Here is a 17,141-nt window from a genome sequence, read left to right on the forward strand (position 1 = left end):
TAATTACAGTTCCTATTAGTTTTTTAATTTTATATAAAATAGGTAAATTTTTCATTAAATAAAGAGGTTAATTAAAATAGAGAAAGATACATTACTTCTGGTTGGTTCAGTTGTGGGGTTTAAAACATGGGAACAGCTATTAATGATATATGATAGAAAACAAGAAGATTCAAAAACTAAGAAAACTTGGGATTATGTAGCTTGTTATTATCCTATCGGAAATATTTCAACTGAATATAATATGTTTTTTAATCATGAACATATATCAGAGGTGATTTTTACTGGATATGTAAATGAAGTTGCATGAAGAGTTAAAATAATATTATAGATGCTATAGTTTTTTTGAATGTAAATAGGGGGTATTTATTGTGAGAATAAGGGGGAATGATGTTGAAAATTATTAAAAATACATTATTATTTGTTCTATGTTTGGTGGTTCTTAGTGGTTGTTTTACAAGAGAGGGAACGATTGTTGGTGGTAAGGTTCATGGAGGTTCAAATAGCATAGATGGAAAGTATAAAAGTTTCACAGGTTTTGCAACTCAAGATATGGATGTAAAAAAAGGTGAAAGCTGGACATTTACCTTTGATGATAAAACTAAGCAAGGAACCATAAAGGCTTATGTTTTGGATTCAAATGATAATACAATACTGGAAGTTAATAGTGGAAACAGTAAAAATAATATTAAAGTGTCTAAAGATGATACATATAAAGTTAAAATTATAACAGAAGAACATGGTGGAGAATTTGAAATATCATGGAAAAAAGAAAAGTAGTTAAGTTAATGAGTATTGGGCTATTATTATGTTCTTAGGATTCGAATACCTTCCAAAGAGATGGGGAAAAAGGAAAGTTTCAGAAAAGTTTCTGCAAGCAAAATTTGCTGATGAAGGAAAAGGGATTTTGATTATTACTTATGCAATAGATTTATATGTAATATCTATTCCTTTAAAAGTAAAGAAATATAATTCACTTTAATTTGTATTGAATATAGAAGTGATTATGCTATGAAAGTCATGTTTATTCATGGCTTTTCTTTGTAGTAATTTCTTAATTATGAGCTCAATAGTATCCATCCGTTGTAGTGTTATGCGGTGGGTTATTCATTAGGGTTAGTAGCCAGGAACAGGGATTTACCCGTATTTCAAGGGCGGGGATTGACTATACAGTGGTTCAAATAATTTCGTTATTTATGCGATTATTTGTTGGGGTTGCTAAAGCCATTTTGTCCTACACTAGTAGGGCTTTTTTATTAACAGTAATTCCTCAATATACACGAAATATGCAAATATGCATATTGTATTTATTTGGAATTTTTATATGTTAAAATTAAATATAGAGATTTTTATATGTAATGAACTAAAATTAGAAATATCCAATGAATTTTGAGAGGTGTTACATGTTTAAAAACAAGAAATTAATTCGATTCGGTCTAACATTACTTGTATGTTTATTTGTAATTGATTTTACAATCAGTTATTTTCAAGCATATCTTGAATCAGCAGGTATTAAATGGGTAGTATCAGAAACTTGGAGAACTATTTTGTTAGATGCCCCTGAAAGTATATTGGTTATTTTAGGCGCAATTGCTTTATATGATTTCACAAAAGAAACATCGCCAAAAGACGCATCTATTTAAATGCGTCTTTTTTCTTTGCAGTAATTTCTTTAACATCATGGAATACTCTCACTATTACGGCCAAAATCGTTATTTCCTTTTATCTGTACGCCTTTGTCATGTGAATTATTTCTAGATTTTGTGACTAGGCTGAACTGGTTAAATAAACGTTTGTTTAAGATGTATGTTCGGTAGGAAGAAATCGATGGAGCTCAGGGGGTGAACAAAGAAAAATAGTGAGTTAATCAAACGTTTGTTTAAGGTATATGTTCGCTAGGGAGAAATTGTTGCAGCTCAAGGGTGAACAAAGAAAAATAGTGAGTTAATCAAACGTTTGTTTAAGATATATGTTCGGCGAGGAATTGGGAAAGGATCTAAAAAATTTATATATTTATTTTTTCTTAACAAATGGCGGAAAAATAAGAAAAATTCGCAGGATTATTAAAAATTATCACGAAATAAGTAAAAGTTTAGCGAATAATGGTTTGAAATAATAAAACGTTTTCTATATGATAAAGGTAAAGGTTAGTAAAAAAGTAGGTGAATTTATGACAGTAACATTTTATTCATATCCAAAGTGTGGCACATGTCAAAAAGCAAAGAAATGGTTTGAGGCAAACGATGTAGCATATGAGATGATTCATATTGTTGAAAATCCACCATCAAAAGAAGATTTACGTAATTTACATGAAAAAAGTGAATTACCATTAAAAAAATTCTTTAATACAAGTGGAATGCGTTACCGTGAACTTGGTCTGAAAGATAAGTTGAAAGATGCAAGTGAAGACGAAATGTACGAGCTTTTAGCATCTGATGGCATGTTGATTAAACGTCCAATTGTAACAGATGGAACGAAGGTAACACTTGGTTTTAACGAAGAGCAGTTTGAAAGTGTGTGGAAAAAGTACCAATAAGGTATTTTTACATAATTAATACATTCACTGGAGGTACAGTCATGAGCATTCCAAATAATTTACGTTACTCTGAAGAACACGAATGGGTAAAAACTGAAGGTAATGAAGTTGTTATCGGTATTACTCACTTTGCACAAGGTGAGCTAGGCGATATCGTATTCGTTGAACTTCCTGAAGTAGGTGCAACAATCGAAGCTGACGAGCCATTCGGCAGCGTAGAATCTGTTAAAACAGTTTCTGAGTTATACGCACCTGTAAGCGGTAAAGTTGTAGCAGTAAACGAAGAATTAAGTGACCAACCAGAACTTGTTAACGAATCTCCATACGAGGGTGCATGGATGGTTAAAGTTGAACTTTCTGATGCAAGCCAAGTTGAAAAGTTATTAACTGCTGAAAAATATGCAGAAATGACAAACCAAGACTAATTATAGTCGACTAAAGGACAGCCTTTGTGCTGTCCTTTTTTATTTTGTGTTACATAATGCATTTAAAAACGAGTGCGAATGAATAAGCTATTATGGGAATGAATGTTTTTCGGTAAGGTTTCATGGGGCTTTGTAATCTGAACGAGCCGCTTGCGCTTTTCATTATGATCCAGCTCCAGCGGCTAGAACAGTCGGTCATTTCACTCCTTCACTTGAGGCAAAAGGCGCCTCTAGCTCAGGAGTTCCAATGCCCTCCTGTTCTGAACGAGCCGCTTGCGCTTTTCATTATGATCCAGCTCCAGCAGCTAGAACAGTCGGTCATTTCACTCCTTCACTTGAGGCAAAAGGCGCCTCTAGCTCAGGAGTTCCAATGCCCTCCTGTTCTGAACGAGCTGCTTGTGCTTTTCATTATGATCCAGCTCCACCTCTTAGCCCTTCATGTCTAAGAACCTTCCGCACGAGAAGACAAAAAGCGTCTTCTGTGCGAAAGAACCTTAGCCAACAGGGCTAAACAGTCGCTTCTGCTTTTCTTTTGCAAAAATAAACAGGAAACAACATGAAAATAACGAATATACTATATACTAAGTTAAAGGTTGTATAGTATATGGTGATCGGGTGATGACATATGATTTATGTAGAAAAAGTCATTATTGTAGAAGGTACATCAGATAGAAGAAAGATTGAATCTATTATTCGGGAACCGGTGGAAATTGTTTGTACAAATGGTACAATTGGTTTGTCGAAAATGGATGAGCTCGTTGATCAGTTTTTTGATAAGGAAGTGTATGTGCTAGTGGATGCTGATGATGCTGGAGAAAAGTTAAGGAAACAATTTCGAAAAGAATTTCCGCAAGCAGAGCATATTTATATTGATCGCTCGTACCGAGAAGTGGCAACTGCGCCATCTTCACACTTAGCAAATGTATTATGGGGAGCTGACATTGACGTTTATACAGAATATTTACGGTAAGGAATGATAGAAGTGATTGACTGGACAGGAGCCGAAGCTACAGCCTTAATAGAGAATGAAGAAAAAACAGTGTTATATGTATATACTCCAATGTGTGGAACATGCCAATTAGCAAAAAAGATGTTAACGGTTGTTGAGATGACAATTGAGGATCTAAAAATTGGGATGTTAGATTTAAATTATGCTCCGCATTTAGCGAAAGAGTATGGAATCGAAAGTGTACCGTGTTTACTTGTTTTTGAAAATGGGACACTCATGAAGAAGATATATGCATTTCATTCGGTTGAATATTTATATACGGAATTAAAGTAGGCGGCAAAGTTTTTGCCGCCTCGACATATTTCTTGGGAAATATGTCGAGATGCAGGGTGATTACAGTATTTGTCGAGCGAAAGTAACAGGATTGCTCTTTAGTGAGAGGGAATGGTATGTGTAATAGAAAGTGATATGAAGGATGTGATTTAGGGTGAAATTATATTCTTTGCTGCAATCATTTGTAAATTACGCTAATGGTCAATATCATTTAGAGCCGCTTTTAAGACAAGGAGAAAAAACTGTTAATTTCCGCTTTGGAGATGAAAGTTGTTCGTTACAAATTTCAAGAGATTATATAGAGCTGCTACATGAGGAAAGAGGAACAGAGCAAATTGTTTGTGTAGATGAGGAAGATATAAAACAATTGGTGAACGGCAATGTACGATTGCAAATGCTAATGAATGATGGACGTGTGCAATATTCGGGAACGTATCGAACGATGCTATTAGTTGAATCGATGTTTCATATATGTAAACCAATGTCAGTAGGTGCTTAAAATTCTGAAGTTTCATTTTTTGCGAAAATTTCTGTTGACATGGTGTATGGATATTGATACAATTCAATTCATAAAATATAGACAATTTCATAAATTACAAATCAGACGAAAATGTAATCTGATTTCTCTTATCAAGAGAGGTGGAGGGACTGTGCCCTGTGAAGCCCGGCAACCGTCAACTTATGTTGAAATGGTGCCAATTCCTGCAAAGCGAATGCTTTGAGAGATGAGAGAGAGGGATAATGTTGTTATATACGCATATAAACCTTTCTGCTTCTCTAAAGCGGAAAGGTTTTTTTGTTGTTTGAATGTGGAGGACATTCAAATAATAAAAGTAGTGATAACGGTGGACTACACGCATCAAAAATAAAAAATTGCGGAGTCGATCAAAACAAAATAGGGGTGATACACCATGATTTTATTAGAGAATGTAAAGAAAATATATAAAGCAAAAAGCGGTGATGTCACTGCTGTAGATAATGCCAATTTAAAAATAGATAAAGGTGAAATATTTGGTGTTATCGGATATAGTGGTGCTGGAAAAAGTTCTTTAATTAGATTATTCAATCAGCTAGAGAAACCAACTTCTGGCCAAATTACAATTGCAAATCGTGTCATTTCAGCAATTACAGGAAGCGAACTTCGTAAGGCAAGACAAGAAATCGGAATGATTTTTCAACACTTCAACTTACTGTGGTCACGAACTGTACGTGAAAATATCGAGTTCCCACTTGAAATTGCAGGTGTCGATAAGGCGGCGAGAAGAAAACGTGTTGACGAGTTAATTCACCTTGTTGGATTAGAAGGAAGAGGAGACGCGTATCCATCCCAGCTAAGCGGAGGACAAAAGCAACGTGTTGGGATTGCAAGAGCGTTAGCTAATAACCCACAAGTACTTTTATGTGATGAAGCAACGTCAGCTCTTGATCCAGAAACGACAGATCAAATTTTAGATTTATTATTAGATATTAATAAGCGTCTCGGTTTAACAATTGTACTCATTACACACGAGATGCACGTGATTCGAAAGATCTGTAATCGTGTTGCGGTAATGGAGAAAGGAAAGATTGTAGAAACTGGTCCAGTACTTGATGTATTCCGTAACCCACAGAAAGACATTACGAAACGATTTGTACAGCAGTTAACGGATTCTGAAGATACAAATGAAACGATTGAAAGTTTAATTGAAAAGTATCCAGATGGAAAAGTAATTCGTTTGCAGTTTATCGGTGAGGCTGTAGAAAGACCAGTGCTTCAAAGATTAATGCAGCGCAGTGATATAGAAGTTAGCATTTTACAAGGAAATATCGCACAAACGAATAATGGTTCTTATGGTAGTTTAGTTGTTCATTTAAATGGTGAGGAAACAGCGATTCAGCAAGCAATAGAGGGAATACATCAAGATCAAGTAGAGCTGGAGGTGATTGCACATGGATAAGTTACTCACAAACGTTGATTGGAATCAAATGTTAGAAGCAACTGGTGAAACGTTATATATGACGGCAATCGCAGCTCTTGCCACATTTGTTTTAGGACTAATTTTAGGATTGTTACTCTTTATGACAGCGAAAGATAATTTATGGGAAAACAAAGCGGTTAACACGGCGATTGGAGCGTTCGTAAACATTTTCCGCTCGATACCGTTCATTATTTTAATCATTTTATTAATCCCATTCACAAAGATTCTGCTTGGAACAATTCTTGGAGCGAGTGCTGCACTTCCAGCTTTAATTATTGGAGCGGCACCGTTTTACGCGAGAATGGTTGAAATCGCCCTTCGTGAAATTGATAAAGGTGTAATTGAAGCTTCAAAAGCGATGGGAGCAAAAACAAGCACAATTATTTTGAAGGTGTTAATTCCAGAATCGTTACCAGCATTAGTATCTGGTATTACGGTTACGACAATTGCTTTAGTAGGCTATACAGCAATGGCGGGAGTTGTTGGTGCTGGTGGCCTTGGAACACTTGCTTATTTAGAAGGATTCCAACGAGGAAATAACGACGTAACAATCGTTGCGACAATTTGTGTATTACTAGTTGTATTTTTCATTCAATGGATTGGTGATCGTGTAACGACTCGAATAGATAAACGATAATAAAAAACGGGAGGATGTTTCAAATGAAAAAATTATTACTTACAGCACTTATTTCAACTTCTATTTTTGGGTTAGCTGCTTGTGGTGGGAAAGATAAAGATGAAAAGAAACTTGTTGTTGGGGCTTCTAACGTACCGCACGCTGAAATTTTAGAAAAGGCAAAACCGTTACTTGAGAAAAAAGGAATTGAGTTAGAAATTAAAAAATTCCAAGACTACGTATTACCAAATAAATCGTTAGCGGATAAGGAATTAGATGCAAACTACTTCCAGCACATTCCGTATTTAGAAAAAGAAATCAAAGATAAAAAATATGACTTTGAAGTAGCAGGGAAAATTCATTTAGAACCAATTGGTGTGTACTCTCAAAAGTATAAGAGCTTAAAAGAACTTCCAGACGGAGCGACAATTATTATGAGTAATTCAGTTGCTGACCATGGACGTGGTTTAGCAATTTTACAAAAAGAAGGCATTTTAAAAATTAAAGACGGATTAGATCCAGTTAAAGCGACTACAAAAGATATTGCGGATAATCCGAAGCATCTAAAATTCAAAACGGATATCGAGCCTGGTTTATTGCCACAAGTGTATAACAATAAAGAGGGCGACGCTGTTTTAATTAACTCGAACTATGCAATTGATGCGAAGTTAAACCCAGAAAAAGATGCAATTGCAATTGAAAGTAATGATTCACCGTACGCAAACGTAGTAGCCGTTCGTAAAGGCGATAAAGATAAGAAAGAAATTAAAGCTCTTGTAGAAGTATTGCACTCTAAAGAAATTGAAGACTTTATTAATAAAGAATATAAAGGGGCAGTTGTTCCTGTAAAAGAATAATTGCTGCGGAAGGGCTGGTGTATGCCGGCCCTTTTTATAACTACATAATTATACGGGAGTAGGGGACATCATATGAAAAAGGTTCTATTGTCAGTTGTTACAGCGCTGTCTGTATTTACATTAGCTGCTTGCGGAGGGAAAGAGGAGAATAAGCTTGTTGTGGGAGCTTCTAACGTGCCGCACGCTGTTATTTTAGAAAAGGCTCAGCCGATATTAGAGAAAAAGGGTATTAAATTAGAAATTAAAAAATTCCAAGATTATGTGTTGCCGAATAAAGCGCTAGCGGATAAGGAAATTGATGCGAACTACTTCCAGCACATTCCTTACTTAGATAAAGAAATTCAAGAAAAAGGATATAAAATTGTAAACGCAGGAAAAATCCATTTAGAGCCAATGGGCATTTATTCTAAGAAATATAAAAGCTTAAAAGACTTGCCAGATGGCGGGACAGTTATTATGAGTAATAACGTAGCGGAGCGTGGCCGTATGTTAGCATTGTTACAAAAAGGCGGCGTTATTAAATTAAAAGACGGAGTAGATGTTGTTAAAGCAACAGTAAAAGATGTTGTAGAAAACCCGAAAAACTTAAAGTTTAAAACAGATGTTGAGCCTGGACTTTCACCGAAGCTATATGAAAATAATGAAGGAGATGCTTTATTTATTAATTCAAACTACGCAATTGATGCAAAATTAAATCCAACAAAGGATGCAATTGCGATTGAAGGATCAGACTCACCGTATGCAAATATTATTGCAGTTCGTAAAGGTGACGAGAAGAAAAAAGAAATTAAAGAGCTAGTAGAAGTACTGCATTCAAAAGAAATTCAAGATTTTATTAATAAAGAATATAAAGGTGCTGTACTTCCGGTAAGTGAATAAATATAAGGAAAGGACTGGGAAATTACCAGTCCTTTTTTCTTTATATAAATAAGAAGAAAGGTGTATCATAGAAAGATGTGAAGGAAATACTTATATACATTTGTGAAAAAATTGTTACTTTTTTTCGTCGTTTGCGATATCATTTTATTTGATATAAAATTAGAATGAGAATAAAATGAGAATATGAACGTTTTAGGAATTTTTAAAATGTATATATAGGATTAATGGAGGTATTGAGATGGCTGGTTCTACATTAACGGTTAAAGACTTACACGTATCAATTGACGGCAAAGAAATTTTAAAAGGTGTAAACCTTGAAGTAAAAGGTGGAGAAATCCACGCAATTATGGGACCTAACGGAACAGGTAAATCAACTTTATCTTCTGCAATTATGGGTCACCCAAAGTATGAAGTAACAGAAGGTAGCATCATCATCGACGGTGAAGATGTATTAGAAATGGAAGTAGATGAGCGCGCACAAGCAGGTCTATTCTTAGCAATGCAATATCCAAGTGAGATTAGCGGAGTAACAAACGCTGACTTCTTACGTTCTGCAATTAATGCACGTCGTGAAGAAGGCGATGAAATTTCTCTTATGAAATTTATCCGTACATTAGATAAAAACATGGAATTCCTAGAAATGGATCCAGAAATGGCACAACGTTACTTAAACGAAGGTTTCTCTGGTGGAGAGAAAAAACGTAACGAAATTCTTCAATTAATGATGATTGAGCCAAAAATCGCAATCTTAGACGAAATCGACTCAGGTCTTGATATCGATGCATTAAAAGTTGTATCTAAAGGTATTAACGAAATGCGCGGCGAAGAGTTCGGTTGCCTAATGATTACGCATTACCAACGTTTATTAAACTACATCACTCCAGACTTCGTTCACGTTATGATGAACGGTCGTATCGTTAAATCTGGTGGCCCTGAGCTTGCACAACGTCTAGAAGCTGAAGGTTATGACTGGATTAAAAAAGAATTAGGTATTGAAGACGAAACAACAGAGCAAGAAGCGTAAGAGAGGAGCATAAACATGACAATCGGTACATTACCTTTCGATCAAGAAACAATCCGTCAACGCGCAAGCGAAGTAAACGAAGCAGCTTGGTTGACTGAGTTCCGCTTACAAGCTCTTGCACAAGCAACTGAACTTCCAATGCCAACGCCTGATAAAACGAAAATTGAAAAATGGGACTTTATCGGAAAAGGCGACGCTGCTAAGCAAGAGCCTGTAAGTTCTTTAACAGAGCTTCCAGAAGCAGTGAAAAACTTAATCGATGAAAATAACAGCGTATTAGTGCAACGTACTGGTACAACTGCATTCGTTTCTTTAGCAGACGAAGCAAAAGAAAAAGGTGTTATTTTTACAGATATCGTAACAGCTGCAACTGAGCATGCTGAACTAGTACAAAAGTACTTAATGAAAGACGGCGTGAAGGTAGACGAGCATCGTCTAACTGCACTTCATGCTGCATTAATCAACGGCGGTGCATTCGTATATGTTCCGAAAAACGTTGTTCTTGAAACTCCACTTCAAGCTGTATTCTTAGTAGACGGCGAAGAAGCTAACGTATATAACCACGTATTATTCGTAGCTGATGCGAACAGTACTGCAACTTATGTAGAAAACTATGTTGCAAATGAAAATGCTAAAGGTATTGCAAATATCGTAGCAGAAGTAATCGTGGAACAAGGCGCACAAGTGAAATTCGGTGCGGTTGATCTATTAGCAAAAGACGTAACAACTTACGTTAACCGCCGCGGCACAGTAGGACGCGACGGCCGTATTGATTGGGCTCTAGGCCTTATGAATGACGGAAACACAATTTCAGAGAACGTTACAAACTTAATGGGCGACGGTTCATATGCTGATACGAAAACAGTAACAATTGGCCGTGGTAACCAAACACAAAACTTTACAACTAAAGTTGTTCACTTCGGTAAACACTCTGAAGGTTGGATTTTAAAACACGGTGTACAAAAAGATAGCGCAACATCTATCTTTAACGGAATTGGTAAGATTGAACACGGTGCATCTAAATCAAATGCACAACAATCTTCTCGCGTTCTTATGTTAGATGAAAAAGCTCGCGGTGATGCAAATCCAATTCTTTTAATCGACGAAGATGATGTAATGGCAGGTCACGCAGCTTCAGTAGGCCGCGTAGATCCAATCCAACTATACTACTTGATGAGCCGTGGTATTCCAAAACGCGAAGCAGAACGTTTAGTCATCCATGGATTCTTAGCACCTGTAGTTAATGAGCTTCCAATTGAAGGAGTAAAGGCACAGCTTGTTGAGGTAATTGAAAGGAAAGTTCGCTAATGAATATTCATGAAATACGCAAACAGTTTCCAATTCTTGATCAAAAAGTGAACGGCAAACAACTTGTTTATTTCGATAGTGCAGCAACTTCTCAAAAACCAATTCAAGTCATTGAAACGTTAGAACGTTACTATAAAGAATATAATTCTAACGTGCATCGCGGTGTTCATACGCTCGGTACGAAAGCTACCGACGCGTATGAAGGTGCACGCGAGAAAGTTCGCAAGTTTATTAACGCGAAATCAATGGAAGAGATTATTTTCACGCGCGGAACGACAACTGCATTAAATACAGTAGCGGCTAGCTATGGTCTTGAAAATGTAAAAGAAGGCGATGAAATCGTTATTTCTTACATGGAGCACCATAGTAACATCATTCCGTGGCAGCAAGTTGCGAAGAAAACTGGTGCAACGTTAAAATACCTTCCGCTTCAACCAGACGGTACAATTTCTTTAGAAGATGTTCGTCAAACAGTTACACCGAATACAAAAATCGTTTCTATTATGCAAGTATCAAACGTACTTGGAACGATTAACCCTGTAAAAGAAATCGGAGCAATCGCACACGAAAATGGTGCAATTATGGTCGTTGACGGTGCACAAAGTACACCTCATATGAAAGTAGATGTACAAGATTTAAATTGTGATTTCTACGCACTATCTGCTCATAAGATGTGTGGACCTACAGGTATCGGCGTATTATATGGTAAAAAAGAATTGCTAAACAATATGGAGCCAATTGAATTTGGCGGTGAAATGATTGATTTCGTAGATTTACAAGAATCTACTTGGAAAGAGCTTCCGTGGAAGTTTGAAGCAGGTACACCGATTATCGGTAATGCAATCGGACTTGGTGCGGCAATTGATTTCCTAGAAGAAATCGGTCTTCATAATATTGAAAAGCATGAGCATGAATTAGCGCAATACGCTTTAGAAAGACTATCAGAAGTAGACGGCGTTACAATTTATGGTCCAAAGCATCGCGCTGGTCTTGTTACATTTAATATTGAAGACGTACATCCTCACGATGTAGCGACTGTATTAGATGTAGAAGGTATTGCGGTTCGCGCAGGACACCACTGTGCACAACCGCTTATGAAGTGGCTGAAAGCTTCTTCAACAGCACGTGCGAGCTTCTATTTATATAATACAAAAGAAGAAATTGATACATTTGTTGAATCGCTAATCAAGACAAAGGAGTATTTCACAAATGTCATTTAATAATTTAGATACGTTATATCGTCAAGTTATTATGGATCATTATAAAAATCCTCGTAACCATGGCGTGTTAGAAGATAGTGTTACCGTTAACTTGAACAATCCAACTTGCGGCGATCGTATTCAACTTACGATGAAAGTAGAAGAAGGTATTGTGCAAGAGGCGAAGTTTGAAGGCGAAGGATGTTCTATCTCAATGTCTTCAGCTTCAATGATGACACAAGCAGTAAAAGGTAAGAAAATTGAAGAGGCACTTCAGCTTTCTAAAATTTTCTCTGACATGATGCTAGGAAAAGAGTACGATGACAGCATCGATTTAGGAGATATTGAAGCATTACAAGGCGTATGCAAGTTCCCGGCACGTATTAAATGTGCAACATTAGCGTGGAAAGCGTTAGAAAAGGGCTTAAACGAAGATAAGTAATGTTAAAGGTTCCTAAAAACGAGGTTATCTAAGGAGGGACACACCAACATGGCGAAGCAACTGCCAGATATCGGCGATTATAAATATGGTTTCAAAGACAAAGACGTTTCGATTTTCCGTGCTGGACGCGGTTTAACAAAAGAGATCGTTGAAGAGATTTCACGTATGAAAGAAGAACCACAGTGGATGTTAGACTTCCGTTTAAAATCACTGGATAAGTTCTACGAAATGCCAATGCCACAATGGGGCGGCGACTTAAACGACTTAGATTTCGATGAAATTACGTACTACGTAAAACCATCTGAGAAATCTGAGAAGTCTTGGGATGAAGTACCTGATGAAATTAAAGCAACATTTGATAAATTAGGTATTCCAGAAGCTGAGCAAAAATATTTAGCTGGTGTATCTGCACAGTACGAATCTGAAGTTGTATACCACAACATGAAAGAAGACCTAGAAGCTCTAGGAATCGTCTTCAAAGATACAGATAGCGCATTAAAAGAGAACGAAGATATTTTCCGTGAGCATTTCGGAAAAGTAATCCCACCAACAGACAACAAATTCTCTGCATTAAACTCTGCAGTTTGGTCTGGTGGATCATTCATCTACGTTCCAAAAGGTATTAAAGTTGATACACCACTTCAAGCGTATTTCCGTATTAACTCTGAAAATATGGGACAATTCGAGCGTACGCTTATCATCGTAGACGAAGGCGCACACGTACACTACGTAGAAGGTTGTACAGCACCTGTTTACACGACTAACTCACTTCACAGTGCGGTAGTAGAAATCATCATTAAGAAAGATGCATATTGCCGTTATACAACAATCCAAAACTGGGCGAACAACGTATACAACCTAGTTACAAAACGTGCGGTTTGTGAAGAAAACGCAACGATGGAATGGATTGACGGTAACATCGGATCTAAATTAACGATGAAATACCCAGCAGTAATCTTAAAAGGTGAAGGCGCTCGTGGTTTAACATTATCTATCGCGATTGCTGGTAAAGGCCAACACCAAGATGCTGGTGCGAAAATGATTCACTTAGCACCAAACACGTCTTCAACAATCGTTTCTAAATCGATTGCGAAGCATGGTGGTAAAGTAACTTACCGTGGTATCGTACACTTCGGACCAAAAGCGAAAAACTCTCGCTCTAACATCGAGTGTGACACGTTAATCATGGATAACCAATCTACATCTGATACAATTCCTTACAACGAAATCAAAAACGATTACGTTTCACTTGAGCACGAAGCGAAAGTATCGAAAGTATCAGAAGAACAATTATTCTACCTAATGAGCCGCGGTATTTCTGAGCAAGAAGCTACAGAAATGATCGTAATGGGCTTCATCGAGCCATTCACTCGCGAACTTCCAATGGAATACGCAGTTGAAATGAACCGTCTAATCAAGTTTGAGATGGAAGGTTCTATCGGTTAATATATGTATCAAAAAAGCGCCCTGCTGTGCAGGGCGCTTTTTTATGTTGTACTTGATTCAAGTCAGTAGACTGAGATACCCAGGTAGGTTTCCAGCGAAATATATCGACTTATCAACAAATTACGACAGGAAGAACAGGCCGTATATCCCGAACCTAAATCGTATCCACTTTATCCACAGACTTAACACGGTCCCAAACATACTTCATCCCAATAAAAGAACCATACCCAATTAAAGCACCTAACATATTCAATATGATGTCATCAATATCGAAAACACCAGTAAAAGTAATGAGTTGTAACGATTCAATTAATAAAATAAACTTAATGAAAATTTTTGATGCCATTTTTACATTGTTTATTTGTTTAAATAATAAAGGTAGCAGGAAGCCGAATGGAATGAATATGATGACGTTTCCTAATGTATTCATAAGTACGATGTCTATATTATAAGGATCTAGTAAATGAGTAGGATCGAATCCACTTAAATAGTTGATTGTACTTTTAAAAGGAATTAAATTTATTAACCCACCGTGTATAGAATGCCAGTCACCTGTTTCAAAGAAGTACGTCAGATTACCAAGGTAAAAGGCTGATCTCCCGAGCAATAGTTTAAATAATAAAACAAACGAATACGGCAAAAATAATCCCCAGCCAATCCACTGTACATATTTTTGCGTAGAGGATTGCATTGCTTTGTCAATTTCAGTTCCTAAAGTAGAGGCTTCTCCGAAGTTTTGAATGGCTAATGTAGTAGCTTCTTCTTCAGATTTTCCTTGATCGAGAAATTCTTGTTTTAAGCTTGTGAGATGATCGTAAATTTCGAAGTATAGTTCGTCTCTATCGGATTGTGATAGGTTTGTTTTTTGAACAATACTCTTTATGTATTCTTCAATCGTCATTAATTTAAAGCTCCTTTCTGACAAGTTTTAATAAGAGCTGTAACTGAATCCCACGCTGTTAGTTTTTCTTCTAAAATTTTCTTTCCGCTCGTAGTAATGCGATAAAATTTTCGTTTCATACCCGTTTCAGATTCACCCCAGTAGGAATTGATTAAATCCTTTTGTTCCAGACGTTTGAGTGCTGGATAGAGTGTACCTTGGCTCATCGTGTATAGATCATTGCTGTTTTCTTTTAGCTTTTGAATAATTTCATATCCGTACGTATCGTGCTGTTTAATGATGGAGAGAAGTAAAATATCAATACTTCCTTTTAATATCTCTTTATCCATTTTATGGTTCACCACCTTATAATGAGATTGTAACACGACATATGTCGTATCACAAGGTATATGTGCAGGATTATACCCTTGCTAGTATAAATTGAAATATATCGGCGATTTTTCAAATATATCAACGATTCGACAAGGGATATCGACTTATCAACAAATTACGACATAGCAGAGAAGGGCATATACCCCTCAATATATAAGGTGACCGTTGAGGCTAAGATACTGACAAACCCATAGGGGAACCCATAAGGAAATCCACCAAAATACTCGTAAAACCAATTAATAAACTTTCTGACAAATCCCCGCTCTACCAACTAATCTCCAGGTTGGCAAAAGTAAAGTTTCTCATATAAAAAGGACAATCTTTTGCTTTTTCTCACAATGCGAGTACAATGTAAAATAGCAAGAAAAGACGAAAAGTATTTACAGGATTATTGCGTACGTGTAGCGTAAATGGCAGTAAGGAACTGAGAGGAGGTTTTTTCTCTGAATATAAATAAAGAAACAATCATCCACCTTTATCATACAAACGATATACATAGTCATTTTGAAAATTGGCCGCAAATTTCTCGGTTTGTACAAGGGGAGAAAAAGCGAAGGCAGGAAGCGGGAGAGACCGTTTTGACGGTTGATATCGGCGATCATGTGGATCGTTTTCATAGTATTTCGGAAGCGACGAATGGACTTGGCAATACGAAGCTTTTAAATGAGGCGTTATATGATTATGTAACGATCGGAAATAATGAAGGAATTACGTTAGCGAAGGAGCATTTGAATCGTCTATATGATGATGCTGGATTTGAGGTGCTTGTCGCGAATTTATTTGAAAAAGAAGGTGTGCTTCCAGATTGGGCAAAGCCTTATAAATTACATACAACGACAGATGGGATTACGATTGCCTTTATCGGATTAACGGTTGCGTATCCAGAGTTTTATCAAATGTTAGATTGGCATATTGAAGATCCAATTAAGCATTTAGAGTCTATTTTAGAAGAAGTGCGAGATGAGGCTCATATTACGGTTGTCTTGTCTCACCTTGGAAAAAGTATGGATGAGTATATGGCAGAGCATTATGATATAGATGTGATTCTAGGGGCACATACGCATCATTTATTTGAGCGTGGCGTTCTTATGAATAATACGTTACTTTGTTGTTGTGAAAAGTGGGGACGTTACGTTGGACACGTTCAGCTTACTGTGGATAAAGATACGAAGAAGCTGTTGAAAACAGACGGTAGAGCGATTAAGACAGAACGTTTAGGAGCTTATAGTAAGCCGTTATCCACAATTGAAATGCTGCAGGAAGAAAGTAAACATATTATGGAAGAGCCTGTCGTTCATTTAAAGGAATCATTACCGGTTGATTGGTTTCATGAGACGTCATTTTCTCACATGTTAGCAAATGCGCTGAAAACGTGGTGCGGTGCAGAGATTGGCATGGTGAACGCTGGTGTACTTCTTGAAGGGTTAGAAGAAGGTGTTGTAACGCGCGGAGATATTCACAGAATTTGTCCACATCCAATTAATCCATGTTTATTAAAAGTGCCCGGGAAAACGTTAAGGGAAGTGATTTTGAAAGCACGCCGCCCGAATATGGAGAACCTTGAGGTGAAAGGATTTGGATTTCGCGGAAAAGTGATGGGAAAAATGATTTACGCTGGTGTAGAAGTCATTCCAGACACGATTCCTGGGAATAAAATTTTACTCGAGGATGTATTAATTAACGGGGAATCGCTGGAATTAGATCGTATATATACGGTAGGAACGATTGATATGTTCACATTTGGCTACTTATACCCATCGCTATCCACACTTTCTGATAAACAATATTATATGCCAGAACTACTTAGAGATGTGTTAACAGACATGTTAATAACTCATACATCTTCGGTTAAACTATAGGCTAGTTAACTTGTAACACTCATTTTTCTCTTGTCATACA

Annotated in this window: 21 protein-coding genes and 1 riboswitch; of the genes, 19 read left to right on the forward strand and 2 right to left on the reverse strand. The window is 36.8% G+C overall.

What is annotated here, in order from left to right:
- Positions 1–70: 70 nt before the first annotated feature.
- The 18 genes from DN390_RS27040 to sufB all read left to right on the forward strand — a co-directional run bounded on the left by DN390_RS27040 (position 71) and on the right by sufB (position 13,969).
- Complete coding sequence (locus DN390_RS27040; RefSeq protein WP_370513490.1) at positions 71–307, forward strand: DUF4176 domain-containing protein; 237 nt, start codon at positions 71–73, stop codon at positions 305–307.
- Positions 308–387: 80 nt separating this feature from the next.
- Positions 388–777 carry a hypothetical protein gene (locus DN390_RS27045; protein WP_141559406.1) on the forward strand — a complete coding sequence of 130 codons (390 nt, stop codon included), beginning with the start codon at positions 388–390 and terminating at the stop codon, positions 775–777.
- Positions 778–1,400: 623 nt separating this feature from the next.
- Positions 1,401–1,640 (forward strand): DUF3937 family protein, encoded by a 240-nt coding sequence (locus tag DN390_RS27060; RefSeq protein ID WP_141439224.1) that lies wholly within the window; start codon positions 1,401–1,403, stop codon positions 1,638–1,640.
- Positions 1,641–2,167: 527 nt separating this feature from the next.
- Positions 2,168–2,533, forward strand: a complete 366-nt coding sequence (locus tag DN390_RS27065) for an arsenate reductase family protein (RefSeq protein WP_000218967.1) — start codon at positions 2,168–2,170, stop codon at positions 2,531–2,533.
- Positions 2,534–2,574: 41 nt separating this feature from the next.
- Entirely contained in the window at positions 2,575–2,958 is a 384-nt protein-coding gene (gene gcvH, locus DN390_RS27070) for a glycine cleavage system protein GcvH (RefSeq protein ID WP_000026896.1), read from the forward strand.
- A gap of 247 nt (positions 2,959–3,205) precedes the next feature.
- Positions 3,206–3,469 (forward strand): hypothetical protein, encoded by a 264-nt coding sequence (locus DN390_RS30895; RefSeq protein ID WP_179955792.1) that lies wholly within the window; start codon positions 3,206–3,208, stop codon positions 3,467–3,469.
- Positions 3,470–3,583: 114 nt separating this feature from the next.
- A complete protein-coding gene (locus DN390_RS27075; RefSeq protein WP_000640869.1) occupies positions 3,584–3,928 on the forward strand; it encodes a toprim domain-containing protein in 345 nt (114 codons plus the stop codon).
- Between the two features lie 3 nt (positions 3,929–3,931).
- Positions 3,932–4,240, forward strand: a complete 309-nt coding sequence (locus DN390_RS27080) for a thioredoxin family protein (RefSeq protein ID WP_002008881.1) — start codon at positions 3,932–3,934, stop codon at positions 4,238–4,240.
- A gap of 154 nt (positions 4,241–4,394) precedes the next feature.
- Positions 4,395–4,739 (forward strand): hypothetical protein, encoded by a 345-nt coding sequence (locus DN390_RS27085; RefSeq protein ID WP_060632769.1) that lies wholly within the window; start codon positions 4,395–4,397, stop codon positions 4,737–4,739.
- Positions 4,740–4,864: 125 nt separating this feature from the next.
- Positions 4,865–4,972, forward strand: a riboswitch (SAM riboswitch).
- A 179-nt stretch (positions 4,973–5,151) separates the two neighbouring features.
- Positions 5,152–6,177: a methionine ABC transporter ATP-binding protein gene (locus DN390_RS27090; protein ID WP_147808984.1), complete on the forward strand. Its 1,026-nt coding sequence runs from the start codon at positions 5,152–5,154 to the stop codon at positions 6,175–6,177.
- Positions 6,170–6,835, forward strand: coding sequence for a methionine ABC transporter permease (locus tag DN390_RS27095; RefSeq protein WP_000359556.1), 666 nt, complete (start codon positions 6,170–6,172; stop codon positions 6,833–6,835). Before DN390_RS27090 ends, DN390_RS27095 begins: the two co-directional genes overlap by 8 nt.
- Positions 6,836–6,858: 23 nt before the next feature.
- Positions 6,859–7,671: a methionine ABC transporter substrate-binding lipoprotein MetQ gene (gene metQ, locus DN390_RS27100; RefSeq protein ID WP_060632766.1), complete on the forward strand. Its 813-nt coding sequence runs from the start codon at positions 6,859–6,861 to the stop codon at positions 7,669–7,671.
- Positions 7,672–7,743: 72 nt separating this feature from the next.
- On the forward strand, positions 7,744–8,550 hold the full coding sequence (metQ, locus tag DN390_RS27105; protein WP_000757013.1) for a methionine ABC transporter substrate-binding lipoprotein MetQ: 807 nt from the start codon (positions 7,744–7,746) through the stop codon (positions 8,548–8,550).
- A gap of 238 nt (positions 8,551–8,788) precedes the next feature.
- Positions 8,789–9,574 carry a Fe-S cluster assembly ATPase SufC gene (sufC, locus tag DN390_RS27110; protein ID WP_000929160.1) on the forward strand — a complete coding sequence of 262 codons (786 nt, stop codon included), beginning with the start codon at positions 8,789–8,791 and terminating at the stop codon, positions 9,572–9,574.
- 15 nt (positions 9,575–9,589) lie between these two features.
- Positions 9,590–10,882 (forward strand): Fe-S cluster assembly protein SufD, encoded by a 1,293-nt coding sequence (sufD, locus tag DN390_RS27115; protein WP_000152181.1) that lies wholly within the window; start codon positions 9,590–9,592, stop codon positions 10,880–10,882.
- The gene (gene sufS, locus DN390_RS27120) at positions 10,882–12,102 is read left to right on the forward strand and encodes a cysteine desulfurase SufS (RefSeq protein ID WP_001020769.1); all 1,221 of its coding nucleotides are present in this window, start codon (positions 10,882–10,884) and stop codon (positions 12,100–12,102) included. The genes sufD and sufS overlap by 1 nt, the downstream gene beginning before the upstream one ends.
- Positions 12,092–12,523 carry a Fe-S cluster assembly sulfur transfer protein SufU gene (sufU, locus tag DN390_RS27125; RefSeq protein WP_000009523.1) on the forward strand — a complete coding sequence of 144 codons (432 nt, stop codon included), beginning with the start codon at positions 12,092–12,094 and terminating at the stop codon, positions 12,521–12,523. Before sufS ends, sufU begins: the two co-directional genes overlap by 11 nt.
- A 48-nt stretch (positions 12,524–12,571) precedes the next feature.
- A complete protein-coding gene (gene sufB / locus DN390_RS27130) occupies positions 12,572–13,969 on the forward strand; it encodes a Fe-S cluster assembly protein SufB (protein ID WP_001118824.1) in 1,398 nt (465 codons plus the stop codon).
- A 154-nt stretch (positions 13,970–14,123) separates the two neighbouring features.
- Here the strand turns inward: sufB and DN390_RS27135 are convergent, their stop codons facing one another.
- Positions 14,124–14,870 carry a VanZ family protein gene (locus DN390_RS27135; RefSeq protein ID WP_147808985.1) on the reverse strand — a complete coding sequence of 249 codons (747 nt, stop codon included), beginning with the start codon at positions 14,868–14,870 and terminating at the stop codon, positions 14,124–14,126.
- Positions 14,870–15,199 carry a PadR family transcriptional regulator gene (locus DN390_RS27140; protein ID WP_001990837.1) on the reverse strand — a complete coding sequence of 110 codons (330 nt, stop codon included), beginning with the start codon at positions 15,197–15,199 and terminating at the stop codon, positions 14,870–14,872. The genes DN390_RS27135 and DN390_RS27140 overlap by 1 nt, the downstream gene beginning before the upstream one ends.
- A 510-nt stretch (positions 15,200–15,709) precedes the next feature.
- On the opposite strand from DN390_RS27140, the gene DN390_RS27145 reads away from it, so the two are divergent.
- A complete protein-coding gene (locus tag DN390_RS27145) occupies positions 15,710–17,101 on the forward strand; it encodes a bifunctional metallophosphatase/5'-nucleotidase (protein WP_147808986.1) in 1,392 nt (463 codons plus the stop codon).
- Positions 17,102–17,141 lie beyond the last annotated feature (40 nt).

Source organism: Bacillus sp. SH7-1 (assembly GCF_008042405.1).
GTDB lineage: Bacteria > Bacillota > Bacilli > Bacillales > Bacillaceae_G > Bacillus_A > Bacillus_A thuringiensis_N.